Annotated in this window: 14 protein-coding genes; 13 read left to right on the top strand and 1 reads right to left on the bottom strand. The window is 36.1% G+C overall.

The features are described from left to right. The first annotated feature begins 6 nt into the window (after positions 1-6). The 9 genes from essB to J2S13_RS11110 all read left to right on the top strand — a co-directional run bounded on the left by essB (position 7) and on the right by J2S13_RS11110 (position 13,327). Positions 7-1,359, top strand: a complete 1,353-nt coding sequence (gene essB, locus J2S13_RS11150) for a type VII secretion protein EssB (protein WP_307257838.1) — start codon at positions 7-9, stop codon at positions 1,357-1,359. An 11-nt stretch (positions 1,360-1,370) separates the two neighbouring features. After that, positions 1,371-5,852: a type VII secretion protein EssC gene (gene essC / locus J2S13_RS11145; RefSeq protein WP_307257837.1), complete on the top strand. Its 4,482-nt coding sequence runs from the start codon at positions 1,371-1,373 to the stop codon at positions 5,850-5,852. Continuing rightward, complete coding sequence (gene esaA / locus J2S13_RS11140) at positions 5,849-8,446, top strand: type VII secretion protein EsaA (RefSeq protein ID WP_307257836.1); 2,598 nt, start codon at positions 5,849-5,851, stop codon at positions 8,444-8,446. The genes essC and esaA overlap by 4 nt, the downstream gene beginning before the upstream one ends. Continuing rightward, the gene (essA, locus tag J2S13_RS11135; protein WP_307257835.1) at positions 8,430-8,921 is read left to right on the top strand and encodes a type VII secretion protein EssA; all 492 of its coding nucleotides are present in this window, start codon (positions 8,430-8,432) and stop codon (positions 8,919-8,921) included. Before esaA ends, essA begins: the two co-directional genes overlap by 17 nt. Positions 8,922-9,008: 87 nt before the next feature. After that, a complete protein-coding gene (locus tag J2S13_RS11130; RefSeq protein WP_307257834.1) occupies positions 9,009-9,344 on the top strand; it encodes a YwqH-like family protein in 336 nt (111 codons plus the stop codon). A 56-nt stretch (positions 9,345-9,400) separates the two neighbouring features. Beyond that, positions 9,401-9,679: a YwqI/YxiC family protein gene (locus J2S13_RS11125; RefSeq protein ID WP_307257833.1), complete on the top strand. Its 279-nt coding sequence runs from the start codon at positions 9,401-9,403 to the stop codon at positions 9,677-9,679. Positions 9,680-9,692: 13 nt separating this feature from the next. After that, positions 9,693-11,432, top strand: a complete 1,740-nt coding sequence (locus J2S13_RS11120; protein ID WP_307257832.1) for a T7SS effector LXG polymorphic toxin — start codon at positions 9,693-9,695, stop codon at positions 11,430-11,432. Beyond that, positions 11,425-11,907 carry an antitoxin YezG family protein gene (locus J2S13_RS11115; protein WP_307257831.1) on the top strand — a complete coding sequence of 161 codons (483 nt, stop codon included), beginning with the start codon at positions 11,425-11,427 and terminating at the stop codon, positions 11,905-11,907. The genes J2S13_RS11120 and J2S13_RS11115 overlap by 8 nt, the downstream gene beginning before the upstream one ends. A gap of 598 nt (positions 11,908-12,505) precedes the next feature. Then, positions 12,506-13,327 carry a replication initiation protein gene (locus J2S13_RS11110; protein ID WP_307257830.1) on the top strand — a complete coding sequence of 274 codons (822 nt, stop codon included), beginning with the start codon at positions 12,506-12,508 and terminating at the stop codon, positions 13,325-13,327. Here J2S13_RS11110 and J2S13_RS11105 read toward each other — a convergent pair. Next, the gene (locus J2S13_RS11105) at positions 13,324-13,539 is read right to left on the bottom strand and encodes a helix-turn-helix domain-containing protein (protein ID WP_307257829.1); all 216 of its coding nucleotides are present in this window, start codon (positions 13,537-13,539) and stop codon (positions 13,324-13,326) included. The two genes, J2S13_RS11110 and J2S13_RS11105, sit on opposite strands and share 4 nt — an antisense overlap. A 209-nt stretch (positions 13,540-13,748) precedes the next feature. On the opposite strand from J2S13_RS11105, the gene J2S13_RS11100 reads away from it, so the two are divergent. From J2S13_RS11100 to J2S13_RS11090, 4 genes are all read left to right on the top strand, one after another. After that, on the top strand, positions 13,749-14,531 hold the full coding sequence (locus tag J2S13_RS11100; RefSeq protein WP_307257828.1) for a recombinase family protein: 783 nt from the start codon (positions 13,749-13,751) through the stop codon (positions 14,529-14,531). Between the two features lie 148 nt (positions 14,532-14,679). Next, positions 14,680-15,915 (top strand): IS110 family RNA-guided transposase, encoded by a 1,236-nt coding sequence (locus J2S13_RS11095; protein WP_307257827.1) that lies wholly within the window; start codon positions 14,680-14,682, stop codon positions 15,913-15,915. A 144-nt stretch (positions 15,916-16,059) separates the two neighbouring features. After that, entirely contained in the window at positions 16,060-16,320 is a 261-nt protein-coding gene (locus tag J2S13_RS16915) for an HNH/ENDO VII family nuclease (protein WP_370874027.1), read from the top strand. An 18-nt stretch (positions 16,321-16,338) separates the two neighbouring features. Next, a complete protein-coding gene (locus J2S13_RS11090; protein ID WP_307257826.1) occupies positions 16,339-16,809 on the top strand; it encodes an SMI1/KNR4 family protein in 471 nt (156 codons plus the stop codon). The last annotated feature ends 157 nt before the right edge of the window (positions 16,810-16,966 follow it).

The raw sequence follows: 16,966 nt of genomic DNA, 5'->3' as shown, positions 1-16,966 counted from the left end.
ATTAGAATGTCAGAAAAGAGTCCGTCCTATTTAGAACAAAAATTGAAGGCTATCATAACGAAAGAAAACGGATATACCTTCACTTTTCATAAAGAAAAAATCAAACTCCATGATGCAATCGAAATAGATTTAATAAATGAGATGGATCGATCCTTTCAAAAAGACATCGTGATGACGGATGATGATTTAAAAATCATTATCTATCCACCTTCAAGTTACGAAGCTTTTCCATCCATCTATGAAAAAGATGAACGCAGTAAATGGTTGCTGGCCTTCCAACTTGTGAAAAAAGTGAAAAATCATCAGCTTGCTAGGCTGCATCTCGTTGTATGTCCTGACAATATAGTTTTTGATCGTAGTTTAGAGCCTTCCTTTCTACATTATGGTGTAAAAGAGAGCCTTCCACCTTATGAAAAAGACGAAGAAAAGCTTTTTCAAGAAACGAAGGCGACGGTAGCTGCCATTGTTGAAGGAAAGCACTTATTTGAAGAGTACTATTATTTTTATAAAAGTTTGGAATTTTCTTCACTCGCTAAAGAGCTTATGTCAAAAGAGAATTTCGATATGTTGGAGGAATTTATTCGAGAGGAAATCATCCGATTAGAAAAAAAAGACAAGACATTTATACATATTCCAGAAAAAAAGTGGAAAGTCCACCGCTATGTTACAGCAGGCTTATTCATTTGTTTCATCCCCGCTTTCATCTATACATTATATTCAGTTTTTTTCCAGATGCCTAAACAACAAGCATATGTGGAAAGCAATGAACACTTTCTTAATCGAGAATATAGTGAGGTTGTTAATACATTAGCTCGCTATGATGTAGAAGGAATGCCGGACGTAGTGAAATATTCATTAGCGACTTCGTATGTTGCTAATGAATCATTGACTGAAAAACAGAAAGAAAGAGTTCAAAGTAGGATTACCCTACATTCAGATCCTAAATATTACGAATATTGGATTTATCTAGGACGCGGTGAAAATGAAGAAGCTCTAGAGATTGCTCGGTTTTTAGAGGACCGGGATTTAATTATGCTTGGACTGATCAATTACCGAGAAGAAATTAAAACAAATGATGACTTGAAAAGTGAAGAACGACAACAAAAGCTAGATGAAATTCAAAACGAACTTGATGAGTATATAAAAGAGAAAGAACAGCAAGAAAAAGAAGAACAACAAAAAGCGGAGCGTGAAAAGGAAAAACAACGAGAAAAAGCGATTCAACAGAAACAGCTAGAATCCCAACAAGAAACAAAGAAAGGGGATCCGGCTGCAGAGGGAAAAACAACAGATCAGGTGACAACACCTAATGAAACAAAAGAAGTTGAATCAAAGCCAGATGAGGATCAAGCACCTTAGGAGGTGATTATTTGAGTTTTCTTTGGGTTTTCTATGATGATTATTATCAACAAATATCGATAGATCCAAAATTTAATCGTTCAATCACAATGGGTCCAGAATGGAATCACCATGTTACGATTGGAACTTTCCCTTTTACACAGGGGGTCCTTTCTCTTACATATGATGAGAAAGGAATGAACCTAAATGTTTATCAAAACGAACGGTTGATCGGAACATTATCAGATGGGAACACAATCCTAATTAAAGATGGGACACAAACTTTATCATTGTTACGCACAAAATCACCTACAAAAGTCCATAAATATTTTATTGGAAATCATCATGAGTTGTACTTTTCTAGGGATGACAAAAAAGCGAATGTTGTTCGAAAAGATCAAACAACATTTTCTGAATGTAGGGGAGAATTTAGTTTAACAAGGGTAGGAAAAACTTGGATGGTTTCAGCAGAAAAAAATGACCTTTATTTGAACGGACAAAAGGTAACTGGGAAAACTCCCGTTGAAATGGGAGACTTTCTCTTATCCCCATTTATGCTTATTTGCCTTCTTGAAGAAGATATCTTGCAAATCACAAGTTGGGAAGAGTTTAAGACAGCATTGCCTTTAATTGAGCAACCACAATCTGAAATGAAAAAGAAATATCCGGTGTACCGTCGCACACCGCGAATGATTTACGAACTTCCAGATGATAAGGTGAATCTGTCCTTCCCATCACAAGAAGGAGATGATCATAACCGTGGTCTATGGCTAACTATTTTACCCCCGCTAGTTATGCTTTTAGTCATTGGAATCGTTGCCTTAATTCGACCGCGGGGAATCTTTATTATTGTTTCAATCGTGATGTTTGCTATGACGTTAGTTACATCGACTGCTTATTATTTCAAAGAAAGAGGAAATCGAAAAAGACGGCTTGCTAAGAGACGAAGAGTTTATACTCGTTATTTAGAAGATAAACGGTATGAGCTTAAAGAACTTGCTGAAAAGCAAAAACAAGTGCTTACCTATCATTTCCCATCTTTCATAAGATTGAAATATTTAACTGAACAGGTATCTGATCGAATTTGGGAAAGAACGCTTAGCAGTAACGACTTTCTCGAACTTAGGATCGGGACAGGAACAGTGCCATCCACCTATGAGATTTCCATTAATAGCGGGGATATGGCCAATCGCGAAATTGATGATTTAATCGAACAGTTGCAAGTGATGGAGAAAGTGTATAAAGAGATTAATCATACACCCATCACCGTCAATCTTGCACATGGATCAATCGGATTGATTGGAAAAAAATCAGCTGTGAAAAATGAAATTCATCAGCTAGTTGGCCAGCTTGCCTTTTTTCATAGTTATCATGACCTTCGTTTTGTGTTCATTTTTGAAGAAAAAGAATACAACGAATGGGAATGGATGAAGTGGTTGCCACATTTTCAGCTTCCACACGTCTTTAGTAAAGGATTTATCTATAATGAGCAAACGAGAGATCAGCTTTTAACATCTATTTATGAGGTTATCCGAGAACGGGATTTAGATGAAAACAAAGGGAAAAAGCGATTTTCTCCTCAAATTGTTTTTATTGTGTCAAATCAAAAGCTCATATCTGAACATATCATACTAGAATATTTGGAAGGCGATGATCCACATTTGGGGATTTCGGCTATTTTTGCTTCGGAGACAAAAGAAAATCTTACGGAACATATCAATACACTTGTCAGATATATTAATGAACATGTTGGGGATATTCTGATCAAAAATAAAAAAGCGGTGCAAATCCCGTTTAACATTGACCCACATCAAAGAGACGACAATGAATCTTTTGCACGTATGCTAAGGACTCTTGATCATCAAACTGGCATGACAAACTCGATCCCTACGAAAGTATCATTTTTAGAGATGCTTCAGGCGAAGGATGTACAAGATATCGGGATTCAAGAAAATTGGTTGACAAGAGAGTCAGCAAAATCATTAGCAGTTCCGATTGGATTAAAAGGGAGAGAAGACGTTGTCGAATTAAATCTTCATGAAAAAGCACATGGACCCCATGGCCTGTTAGCGGGAACGACCGGATCAGGGAAGAGTGAGTTTTTGCAAACCTATATTTTATCGTTAGCAGTCCATTTTCATCCACATGAAGTTGCGTTTCTGTTAATCGACTATAAAGGGGGAGGAATGGCACAGCCATTTAAAAATATGCCTCATTTACTAGGGACGATTACGAACATCGAGGGCAGTAGCAACTTTAGTGAAAGAGCTCTAGCTTCTATCAAAAGTGAATTAAAGAGACGACAGCGTTTGTTTGATCAATATGAGGTAAACCATATCAATGATTACACAGATTTATATAAAACAAATGTTGCGAAAGAACCGCTACCACATCTATTTTTAATTTCTGATGAATTTGCAGAATTAAAGAGTGAAGAGCCTGAATTCATTAAGGAACTTGTCAGTGCTGCTCGGATTGGACGAAGCCTAGGTGTTCATTTAATTTTGGCGACTCAAAAGCCGGGCGGTGTAATCGATAATCAAATATGGAGTAACGCACGATTTAAAGTAGCGTTAAAGGTTCAGGATGCTAGCGATAGTAAAGAGATTTTAAAAAACGCGGATGCCGCATCGATTACAATTACAGGTCGGGGCTACCTACAGGTTGGAAATAATGAAATATACGAGCTATTTCAATCGGCCTGGAGTGGAGCGCCTTATCTTGAAGATACATTCGATGCAGAAGATGAAATTTCCTTTGTGACAGATCTGGGTCTTATCCCGTTATCTGAAGTTTCGTCAAGGAAAAATAAAAAGAGAGATGTCAAAACGGAAATTCATGCAATTGTTGATCAAATTGAAAAGGTTCAACATGATTTAAAAATTGAAAAGTTGAAAAGTCCTTGGTTACCGCCATTACCCGAAAAGTTATCCCGTTTTGACTATATGTCTGAAACAAAGGGAAAATTTTATATAGGATTAACGGATGAACCCGAAAAGCAAAATCAATCCCCATACAGCTATCATCTGATTGAGGATGGAAATATTGGAATTTTTGGATCATCGGGTTATGGGAAGTCTTTTACCGTTATGAATCTATTATTAAACTTTTCATCAAAATATAGTCCAAAGGAAATGTACTTTTATCTGTTTGATTTTGGCAATGGTGCGTTATTGCCATTAAAGCAATTGCCACAAACAGCTGACTATTTTCGAATGGATGAAGAACGAAAGATAGAAAAGTTTTTCCGTTTTATGAAAGATGAAATGAATCATCGAAAAGACCTTTTACAAAATAAAGAGGTCAGCAACATTAAAATGTATAATTCCATAAGTAATGATCAACTACCAATAATCTTTATTACAATTGATAATTTTGATCTTGCTAAGGAAGAACTAGAAAATGTGGAATTGCAGTTTACACAATTTGTTCGTGATGGTCCATCATTAGGCATTTACGTAATTCTTACAGCCACAAGAATTAATGCAGTCCGTCAATCACTTATGAACAACTTAAAAACCAAAATTGTCCATTACTTAATGGATCATACAGAAGCATATTCAATCATTGGAAAACCTCCATTTGCATTAGAGGCGATCCCGGGTCGCGCAATAATAAAAAAGGAAACCGCCTATTTTGCCCAAATGTTTTTACCTGCCGAGGGAAAAGATGATTTGGAAGTGTTTGAGCATATGAAACAGACTATTCAAATCCTGAAGGAAAAATATCATGATGTTGAGCAGCCTCGACCAATCCCAATGCTTGCATCCAAATTAACGTTTGAAGGATTTCATAAGGAATATATGATTCGAAAGCAAAATGGCATTGTACCAATTGGTCTTGATGAAGAATTTGTTCAACCTGTCAATTTAGATTTTATGACAAATAAACATTGTCTCATTTTCGGACAATCGCAAAAAGGGAAAACAAATGTATTAAAAATTATTTTAACCACTATATTGCAGCAAAAAGTAGAGATTGGTGTGTTTGATTCGATCAATCGTGGTCTAGCCGATTTCGCTACTGAAAAGAAAGTATCCTACTTAGAACAAAGAGATCAAATTATCGATTGGCTAGATCGAATTGAAAAGGTTTTACAAGAAAGAGAACAAGATTATTTGAAGGCTATCCGTGAAGGTACTGTCAACTATCTGTCTTTTTCTTCGATATTTCTTGTAATTGATGGTTTTTCGAGATTTCAACAAACGATTAACGCAAGTCTTCAGGAAAGGCTAGCTCAATTTATGAAAAACTACAGCCATTTAGGATTTATGCTCGTTGTTTCTGGTAACCATAGCGAGTTTTCAAAAGGCTATGATTCTTTTACGACTGAAATCAAACAAATTCGTCAAGCCATCATCCTAATGAAAAAGTCGGAACAAAATCTTATTACTTTTCCATTTAATAGAAAGGAAACAGATATTACCCCTGGCTTTGGGTATTATGTTGAAAATGGAAAGGAAACGAAAATTCAAATCCCACTTTGTGAGATTGAAAGGGAGATCCTTATATGACAGAACAACGGAAACAACTGATTAAAGTCATCTGTGCAGTGGTTCTGATCTTGGCATTTCCTATACTATTTTTTAAATACATTGGCGATAACCCGATGAAAGTAAAAGAAAATGCGACAAGAACTATTGCTGTAGTAAATGAAGATTTGGGAGTGGAAAACGAAGAGAATACTTTAAATTTTGGAGATGAGATTCCAGCTCTTTTAAATGAGGATTCAAATTATAAATGGACTGTACTTAGCCGTAGCGCTGCAGAAAATGGTCTTAAAAACATCAAATATGATGCGATCATCTATATCCCCTCTAAATTCACTGAGAATATTTTAACTTATGAGGAAGTGGCACCGAAAAAAGCTACCCTTCAATATGTTGTTCAAGATCAGTTGAATGCCGTTAATAAGGAAAAAGTGATAGGGGAACTAGAGGAAGCATCTAATAAGGTAAATAAGAATATGTCTTCTCTTTATTGGAGTTATATTTCCCAAGAAGTTAAGAATGTGCGGGATCAATTTGATAAAATTTTGGAAAAAGAAAAAGCTTTTCAAAATGCCATGTTTTCCTTTTACAGTCCAAATTCCAAAAAACTTTCTGATGAGATAAAAAATCAAAAGCAATTGTTAGAATCGATTCAATCAAGTATGAAGCTTGCTGAGGAAGGCTCATTAAAACAAAATACGGATGTAGAAGAGGTTGCACAAAGTCTTGAAAATTTTGTGCAGTATGTTGAAGCTTATAAATTGTATCAACAAAATCAAAAGGACATGTTAAAAAAGGTTCAAGGTGAAAGCTCAAAAATAATAGAAAATGGGTTAATTTCTATGGAAACTTTTATGGATAAAACCTACAATCAGCAGCTCAAACCTATTTCTGAAAATCTTACTGGGATTCAAGGGAAGATTGAGGATAGCTATCAATTCCTAAGTGACTTAAACGAAGCACGTATGGATCGAGTAGATCACCAAAGGAAAGCTTTATCCACTTTTCATAGTGAATTGCTTGATCGCTACCAGCAACAATACGAGCGAGATGAGCTTAATGGATTAGAGCAAGTGATGCTTCCGTTACGAAAGGAATTAATAAATGGCTATCATAATGAAAATAGCGAAGGAGCGAGTGAGACTTCAGAACCGGAGCAACCGGATGATGGAGAGAATCTAAGTCCTACTACCATGAAAGAACAACAGGAAGAAAAGACGGTTCATAATCAACAAATATATCAAACTGCAGAAGTAAATATCATCATTAGCAAAATAAAACAACTCGAAAACACAATCCTCGCTTCCGAACAATTATCAGAGGAACGAAAAAAGAAACTTCAACTTGTTTTTAACGGAGGAGTAACAAACTTAGATACAGATAAGCTTTTGCATTATTATTCTTACTTATCTCGATATTCATCCATCATTCATAAGATGGGGAGTACAGAAAATGCTAGTAAAAAATCAGTCCTGGCAGATAAAGAATTGAATGAAAACGTTAAAAATATCCTCATGATACAGGAGGAAGAACAACAAGCCTGGAATAAACTGAAAACAGGGCTTGAAGGTACCGAAGGAGATATGAAGGAATTTCAAATAGCCGTAAATCAATTTTTAGAGGAGTACACCAGTTATGTAGAAGAAGAACAAGGATCAGTGGTCAAAGAACTGGATGCGATTCAAGTAAATCTAGGGAAAATGTCAGAATTAATAGAAACTCCTTTTGAAAATAAAAATGAGGGAACATCTACCGGTCAATCTATAAACGGTAGGATGTTACTTTCATTACAAAAAAGTCTTGGACATGAACTACAAGGAATGAATCAGTTAATGGGATCACTCGGCGATCGGCAGACAAATATTGTTGTCTATACGAACAGACTTCAACAAAAGGTAAATGGAGTTCAAGAGAAAGCCGACAACTTAAACCAAAAATGGGCCAAAAATGTAACCTCGACTCAAATGATCCAAAAGGATGTATATAATCTGCTAGGAAATACGTTTATTGATGGGCAAAACAACGGCTATATCTATGATTATCTTTCAAATCCACTTGAGATTAGTGGGGAAGTTCCAAAGGAAAAAAATAAAACCGTTCCTCCAGTCGTGATATTAGTGATCATTTTGATTAGTAGTCTACTAATTGGATATTTAAGTCATTATTTTCGAGGAGCCCCACTTCTTGTTAAAGGTGCGCTGTTTAGTCTTCTAAATTTAATTGTTGGGCTCATGATTAGTTTGTTTGGTTTGACTATTTATTCATTAGCGGATGATCGGGCCATTCAATGGACGATTTTCACGATTCTATTATTAGTTGCTAGTTCAACATTGGTCCGTGTCTCATTCTATTTTGGTTCTTTAATTGGGTGGTTCGTCAGTGTAGGGGTTATGATCTTTTTTATTACGCCTCTGCTTGATTTAACGATTCCTAATTTCAATTATGAGGATCCGATATCGAAAGTTTATATGTCGATTCAGTATGAGTTGAGCACACTTTTCGGTCCAGCAGTATTGATTTTAGGTGGTTTGATCGTGATTCTTACGATGATTCCAATCATCGGGCATACCCTTCTTTCAAACACACAAGAGGAAAGTAAGAATGTCCATGAGGGATAATAAGTTCATAAAGAGGGCCGTTTTCCTTATGGCCCTCCTTACCTTCATACCGTATAGTGTGAGTTTTGCCAATATTGATATTGAAGAATTAGAGCCGAATGTGTATGAAAAAGGAAAAGTAAACCCCAATACCGATTACTTACATGAAAAATCATTATATGAACTTAAACAACCAATCCCAGAAGAGCAAAAAGGACTGACATTTGAAAAGGAAGACAATCCTAATGAAAAGATTAAAAAGAAGTTATTTCAAGACCAGACAAACGAGAACAATACGATCGCTGCAAAAGCTGAACAATGGAAACTGTTTGGAGACGAGAAGATGGAGTCTTATCAAACAAGGAAGTATGATTCATCAAAAGAAACGAAAGAAAATACTCACCTAGTCATGCTTTACATCGTTTGTATTATGATTGGCATCGTGTTGATCTTCTTATTGTTGATCTTTAAAGGAAAACAGCGAACTTCCTCTTAAATACCATCATATTAAGGTTTAGAAACTAGGAATATAAAAGTCTCTCTTTTATAATAATCATCCTAAAAGGGGAAAGGTGTGAGATAAATGCCTTCAATTGGTAGTTTAATGGAAAGGTTAAGAAGAAAAAAAGAGGAGCTTAATCGACTAAAAAAATGCCGAGAAGAATTGAAAGTGACTCAACAGTCTTTTACAAATAATAAGAATCTCTGTTTACTACCTGAATTATCTTCACAAACATGGCTAGGAAATTGGGCGGATGGATTTGATGATATTCGTGAAAGTGGAATCCTAGAAAGCTACCAAGAAATTGAAACCAAACAGTTTAAAGTTGTGTATAAAGAAATTGCAAAAAAAATAGAGGAAATCGAAAAGGAAATCGAAGAACTTGAAGCACAAATTGAAGCCCTTATGGCAATGTAAAAAAGTTAGTCAGTTTTGAAAAGAAGAGAGAAGAAAAAAGCAAAAGGAGTGGGGAAATGAGTCAAGAAATTAAACTCGAGTATGGTGAGGTGGAGCAGGCCTTATCCACGTTGAAATCCTCCACTGGGTCACTTGAAACGACTGTTCCAAGTTCGATCGGCAATCAAAATGTACTCGATGTTGTCAAAAAACTAAATAAATTAAATCATTCCTTACAGGAGGCTCTAACATCATATAAAGCATTACTAATACATAATGAGGAAGCAACAAGAAAATCGGTAGATGCAATGCGCGAAACAGATGAAAAACTAGCCACCTCTTTGCATGTGAAGTAGGGAGGAGAAAAGGATGAAAATATTAGACGTAAACGACTTTTGCTCCGGAATTGATACGGTCCAAAAAAAATTGTATGCTTTAGAAGAACAAATGAAACAAATTCAAAAGGACGTCGACACAATTATTGGCCTTGAAGATTCTTTTAAAGGGGCGGGCGGAAAGGCAATCCGCTCCTTTTACCGAGAATGTCACAGGACCTTTCTCTTTTTCTACCAAGAATTTAGTACGAGCTACAAACAAACTCTTAGAAATGTTACACAAGCTCTACGTGCGTTTGAATCAGCAGAAGATGGCTATATTAAGGTAGAGTTTTTAGAAGGAAAAGTAGAACAAGGGTTAGAAAACATCAAATCCGTCACAGAAGATCTCACCGCAGAAGCCAATGGGATGATGGACAAAGTCTCAGATATTGTGAGCTTAACGAAACTAAATGATGATGAGGTCCTCAAAAATATCGCCTCAGCCCAAAACAAACGAGATGAGACCATCAAGAAACTGAATGAATTTGATTCAGATCAAACGAAAGCCCTCCACTCAGTCGAGCAAGATATTGTCACGATGAAGAACTACATCAAACAAATGGAGTCGATGTTCCAAAGTGGAAATCTCACCATCCAAGAATTTTCCAAAAAACAGTTCACAAAAAAAGAGGCATTCAACGATTTAAAAGAACGTTTAAACCAAAAGTTATATGAAAATGTCTTCGATCACTGCCAAAATCCGTTTTTAAGCAAAAAGGAATTTAATCGAATTAAAGATGAGGCTGTTAAAAAAGTACAGGTTTTTGAAGACCCCAATGAGACAAAAGATATTTCCGGCACTTACTACCAAATGAAAAATGGACTGGTTGTCAGGGAATATATGGATAAAGGAAAGCATTATTATCAAATCGTTGATAGAATTCCACAAAGAGATATAATCAGTAACGCATGTACGAAAGAAGAGTTGGAGCAAGTAAAGAAATCCGATCAACTAAAACAAACAGGTGCCTCACTAGGTTTGGATTTTGTTCCAATTGCCTCCAATATCAAAAGTGGAGTAGAAGCATTTAGTGGTGAAGACCCCATAACAAAAGAAAAGTTAGACGTGCCAGAACGAATACTGGCAGCTGCCGGCATCATTGGAGGGCCTTTCATTAAGGGAGTGAAATGGGGAAAGAAAGGGGCAGATGCGGTCTCCACTGCTTCTGACCTCTCCAAAAAGAGTGACAAGGTTCATAAGGTGGAGAAGCGTGGGGGTAAGGGTACGGGTAAAGCTCCTAACAAGGTAAACTATGGAGATCAATATACGAAAGATGGACGTAAGAAGGTGTTAAAGGAGAATGTAGAATACACTACTAAAGAAGGGTATACTTATAAAACAGACAGTAAAGGACGTATTTCAAGCTGTGAAGGTAACCTGGAAATGGGTGAAGGGAAAAGAAATAATTATGCTCAAAGGAAAGTGGGACGTGAAGATCGCCTAGCTGACGATGAAGGTGGCCATTTGATTGCAAGTATTTTCAAGGGTTCTGGTAATATAGATAATCTTGTTCCAATGAATGGCAACCTAAATAAAGGTGAATGGAAAAAACTTGAGAATTCGTGGGCTGACGCACTTAGACAAGGAGATGAAGTGAAAGTAAAAATAACACCTAATTATAAGGGCGATTCAAAACGTCCAGATAGTTTTGAAATTAAGTATAAAATTGGTGAAGATGGTTGGGAGAAAAAGAGATTTGATAATGTACCGGGAGGAAAATTAGATGAATGATGAAAAGTTAGGCAGATTATATCAAGAAATAGTCGGAATCATAATAGATACAATTCCGGAGGAGTGGTTAAAAGTATATCTTTATGCCGAAGTGAATGACGGTTCTCAAACAGCTGACTTCTATTACTATCCTAAAGATAGTGATAAACCTATTTGTTGTCATGATATCACCGAGCTCTTTACCATAAGTGAAGAGGAGTATTCCATACAATGGCATCAATTGCTGGATAGCATAAAAGAGTTATGGAGAGAGTTTATCGATAATGATGAAGCGCCATGGACAAGTTTCACTTTGATTTTTGATAACACAGGAAAGTTTAAAATAGATTTTAGTTATGACGATCTCTCAAATGCGGACCCCCATGAAATAGCGACAATATGGAGGTATGAAAATATGGGTATTGTTCCAAAAAGTAACTCGGGGAAGAAACATCTAGAAAAGTATCTTCAGACAATTAAAAATAAAGAAAACTAAGTATTTTATCAATAATTCATAATGGTAAGCGGATACATGAGAGTGGCTGAAGTGGCGGTATAGAAGACTACCATATTAAATTTCTCGATTTATATTTACACACAAGATGGACAATATTCGTAACGTTAAACAATGGTGCAATGAGGGACACTTAGTTTTAACTTGTTTACAGATAAGGATTTCCTTAATTTGAACAAATAACTCATGAAGGTTTTACCATCAAGGAGTATTAACGTTGTTTTAATATTATGACAAATTAGAGCGAGAATAGGCGAGATGACAATTTATTTACAAGGACCACTTATGGATGGCATAAGCAACAAACACACGAGATAAAACAAGCTAAAGGGTTTAAACGTTACACTTGCCATGTGTTAATAAAGATGTCATACTGTCAATACTAAAATAACTTATAAAACTTGCAAATATTAATAAACTTAGAAAATTTATAAACTTAAAGCACTTGATTGTCTATGACAGGCGACAAGTGCTTTTTTGCATGTTTATATACGTAAATTGAAAAGATTACGATTATTTAATAAGTGTACTAAGTATTAAATTTTATACAAGTACTAGCATACAAGGGGAAGAACAGACGATGGAAATAGAGGTTTCGATAGATAAATTTGTTATTGATTATAAGGATGTACCACATTCAACATTTTTACGTGTTTATATGGTGGGAGTGCAGAAATATAAAGTGAAAATGAAGATTTATAGTGGAACATATAGCTATGAATTGCACATGCGGAAAAGTGACGATGTATACATTCATCTATATTTTAAAAACTTTAGAGAAACAGAAGGCCACTTACATACCCTAAGGATTGAGACAAGGCCAGAGCATTACTCACATTTTAGAGAGATACTAGAAATGATAGGGAAGCGGGCAAGCCAAGTAGAATTTGTGAGTTGTGATGTAGCGTATGATATACGAACGGGTTTGGAAAATATAGTGGTAATACCGATAGATGCACGAAGGAAAATGATACACTTTGATACAACAAGATATTTTGGTAGAGGCGACCAACGTAAACGGAATGATTACTGTAGGATTTATGATAAACGGCTAGAGCTAGAAAAGAATAAAGGAAATTATTTAGCACATGAATTAAGCCGAATAGAAGTTGTGTATAAGGTAAATGAGCAAGTATTGCTTAAAGACCTAATGAAACACCCGCCGAAACAGAATGAACATTATTTTGCGGCTGTAGTGATAGATTGGCAAATACTTAAAAACAAGCAACGAGAACGGGTAGCTAGCATGCGAGATGGAATAGATATGTATACGCAGTATATACGGAGGGAAATAAAAAAGACCCTTACGAATCAGTATCGATTGGACTTCGACGAATTAGCAAGGGTGGAATGGAAAAGGTTGATAGAAGAACCAAGTTCAATTGTTCTTCGAGTGAGTTAATTATTTATCTCCAATACAAGTAGGTCTTGGATCAAGACATGTAATGTGTCGCACAAAGCTGAAAGGGTACTTATATGCAGACGTTCTATAGGTTGTGTACATAAATCATTGACGGTATTAGGACGCAATGAGGTTTGCTTAGCAAGTTGCCGACGGCTCATTTGTTTTTCAATTAAAACTTCATTGAGACGTAAACGAATAGTAGAAGACATAATAAAAACACCACCTCTTTTTTTGGATTGTAACGGTTACTTATAGTGTACGACCATACTAGAGAAAAAACGACTGTAAAATAAAGGGTTGTGCAAAATTTGGGTAAGGTCGTACAGTATGTTGTAACGGATAGACGTTACACACAAGTTATCCGCAAAAAACGGGTAAGCGTTACAGGGACTTTAATTGCTGTAACAGGAGGGGCATTATGAAAGAAAAAGTAGTTGGTTATGTACGAGTTTCAACAGAAGGGCAAGTACGTGAAGGATATAGCTTAGCGTATCAAGTAGAAGAAATTGAGAGGTATTGTGACGAAAATAAGCTACAACTGCTTCACATATATGAGGATAGAGGACTCAGCGGAGCGACAGTTGATGAAGATGGATTAACTATTGAGCGAGAAGGCTTGCAAGAGCTATTGGCAGATATAGAATATCATCAAGTGAGCCAAGTAATTGTATTAAATACGTCTCGTATGTGGCGCTCTGATATGGCAAAAGTATTGATACAAAGAGAGTTGAAAAAATATAACGCAGATGTGAAAGCAATTGAGCAGCCAAATTACAGCATCTACACACATGAACCAAATGATTTTTTAGTAAATGGGATGTTGGAGCTATTAGACCAATATCAACGATTAGAGATTGCATTGAAACTAAGTAGGGGCAGAAAGAAAAAAGCTGAGCAAGGTGGATATGCAGGTGGCGGTGTCATGTTTGGTTATACAGTACAGAAAGGGCGAAAAGTATTAGAAGTGGATACAGAGAAAGCGATCGTTGTACGGAGGCTATTTGAATTAAGACATTTTTTTAAACATTGGTCACTATCTCAATTGGCAGAACAGCTCAACATGGAAGGCCATCGAACAGAGAAAGGGAAACGATTTACAAAAGTACAAGTGAAACGCATTTTAGACCGAGAAAGCTTTTATCGGGGAATTTATACATATGGGCAAATTCAAGCAAATGGGCAACACCCTGCAATAATTTGAAGGGCTACTTAAAAAAGGTGCTCATTTACTTATATATCTTCATATAACGGTGAAAATGGATAGGCTTTCGTACCAATGCGCACCAGTTGGTGAACGCTCGAACTAAGGTTGCCGGCATTTTCATTCCATTGAATAGGAGGATGAGTTAATGCACGAACGACAGAAACATTTTTATGTGGGAGTAGACTTACATAAGCAACACCATGTGGCGGTGATTATTAATTGTTGGCAAGAGAAACTAGATGAAATAAAGTTTGAAAATAAACCGTCTGCTTTTTCAACGTTTTTACTGGATATTTATAAACATATTAAAGATGGGTTGACACCAATTTTTGGTTTAGAAGATGTTGGGGGCTATGGAAGGGCATTGGCACAGTTTTTAACCGACCATGGACAGGTTGTAAAAGAAGTAAATCCAGCACTTTCATATGCTGAACGAAAAAGTCATATGACGACACAAAAAAGTGACGGTTGGGATGCAGAATGTGTAGCCAGAATTTTGGTGAACAAACTAGACCAGTTACCAGACGCTAAACCGCAGGATTTGTTTTGGTCGATACAACAACTGGTCACTAGAAGAAATGCATTAGTAAAGGCACAAGGTGCTTTAAAAAACCAACTACATATTCAATTGAGCCACCACTATCCAAGCTATAAGAAGTTTTTCTCAGAGGTTGATGGAAAAACAGCATTGGCATTTTGGGAACGATATCCGTCTCCACCTTGTTTAGAGGGTGCAAGTGTTAAGCAATTGACCACTTTTTTATTAGAAGCCAGTCACAATACATGTTCGGTGAAAAAAGCGAGTGAAATTTTAAAGCTGTTTAAAGAGGATGGAAACACAATAAAAGAACACCAAGAAATACGAGATTTTCTAGTGAGAAGCATCGTTCGAGACATTTTGTTTAAAAAGCAAGAAATACGCTATGTAGAACGAGAATTAAAAGGGTTAATGAATTTACTAGACTTTCAACTAGACTCTATGCCAGGCATTGAACTCGTAACGGCTTCTGCATTAATTGCTGAGATTGGGGACGTTAGACGTTTTTTAAATGCCAACAAATTAGCACGATTTGCGGGCATTGCGCCTGTTTACTTTGGTTCTGGTGGGAAAGGAAGGGAACAAAAAAGCAAGCAGGGAAATCGGGCGCTACACGCATTATTTTACAACTTAGCTGTACAGCAAGTACAAGTGGCAAAAGGAAGTAAGCTGCCAAGGAATCCAGTATTTCATGCATACTATCAACGGAAACTAAAAGAAGGTAAAACAAAGGGACAAGCATTGGTTTGTATAATGAGACGGCTTGTAAACATTATTTACGGCATGATGAAGCACAAAACAGCCTATGAATTGCCGATAATAAAAGAGGAAGAAGTAGTTTAATAAGGTTTAAGATAGGTTGTTTTTTTATTAGCGAATTTTAAGATTACAACATAGGGTACGAGTAATGGTTATAAATATTGGAATAAGACAACAAAATTTAAAAATGTGAAAGTTTATCAAAGAGATGATATTATAAATCCAAATATGAAAGACGCACGAGGTAGAACTAACCTTGAAAGAATGGAGAAGGGATTAGCCCCACTTGGTCCAGATGGAAAGTCTATAAACCTTCATCACATGACACAAAGAAATGAAAGTTCGATAGCAGAGGTTACACAGACGTTTCATAAAGATAACAGTTCTGTAATTCACATCAATCCTAATACTATATCTTCAGGTATAAATAGGTCTGAGTTTAATAAATGGCGAACTGATTACTGGAAAAATAGAGCAAATGATTTTTAATGTTAAAGGGGGATGGAAATGAGTGTAGAAAATTATCAAAAAGCAAAGGAAATTATTTTGAATGAAGAGGAGATTGCTGACTTTGTGGGTGGTTGTACAGATGAATTAATTAGTTTGGCTGAAGAAAAGTTAGGATTAAATTTTACTGGATTATATTTTGATTATTTAAAGACATTTGGAGCAGGTAATTTCGGAGCACAAGAAATTTACGGAATTATTAATGCTGATTTTGAAAATTCATCAGTTCCAGACGCTATATGGTACACTTTAACTGAACGAAGGAAAATTAATCTACCTGATAATCTGCTAGTTATATATGATACTGGGAGTGACGAAATATTTTGTTTAGACTATAGTCACCTTGATGATAATGGAGAACCAAAAGTAGTGTCTTTTGTGCCTGGAGTTGACTTAGAGAGCCAAACATATGAAATAATTGCTAAAGACTTTGGTGATTTTTTATTAGACTTAGTTAAGCAAGAAGTATAGAATTTGAAAAACCTTGATTGGCTATATGCCTTTCAAGGTTTCTTTGTGCGCCCGGCATGGGTTATAACTTGGTGGTGAAAGTCCACTACAGGCTTTGCAGTAGGAACTGTTAGCGAAAGACAAGGGTGTTCAGGGTGACCTGAAATCTGAAGGAAGT

The organism is Oikeobacillus pervagus (genome assembly GCF_030813365.1).
In the GTDB taxonomy this organism is placed as follows: Bacteria; Bacillota; Bacilli; order Bacillales; family DSM-23947; genus Oikeobacillus; species Oikeobacillus pervagus.
Note: the sequence above shows the minus strand (reverse complement) of the source record. Positions and strands in the feature narration are given on the sequence as shown.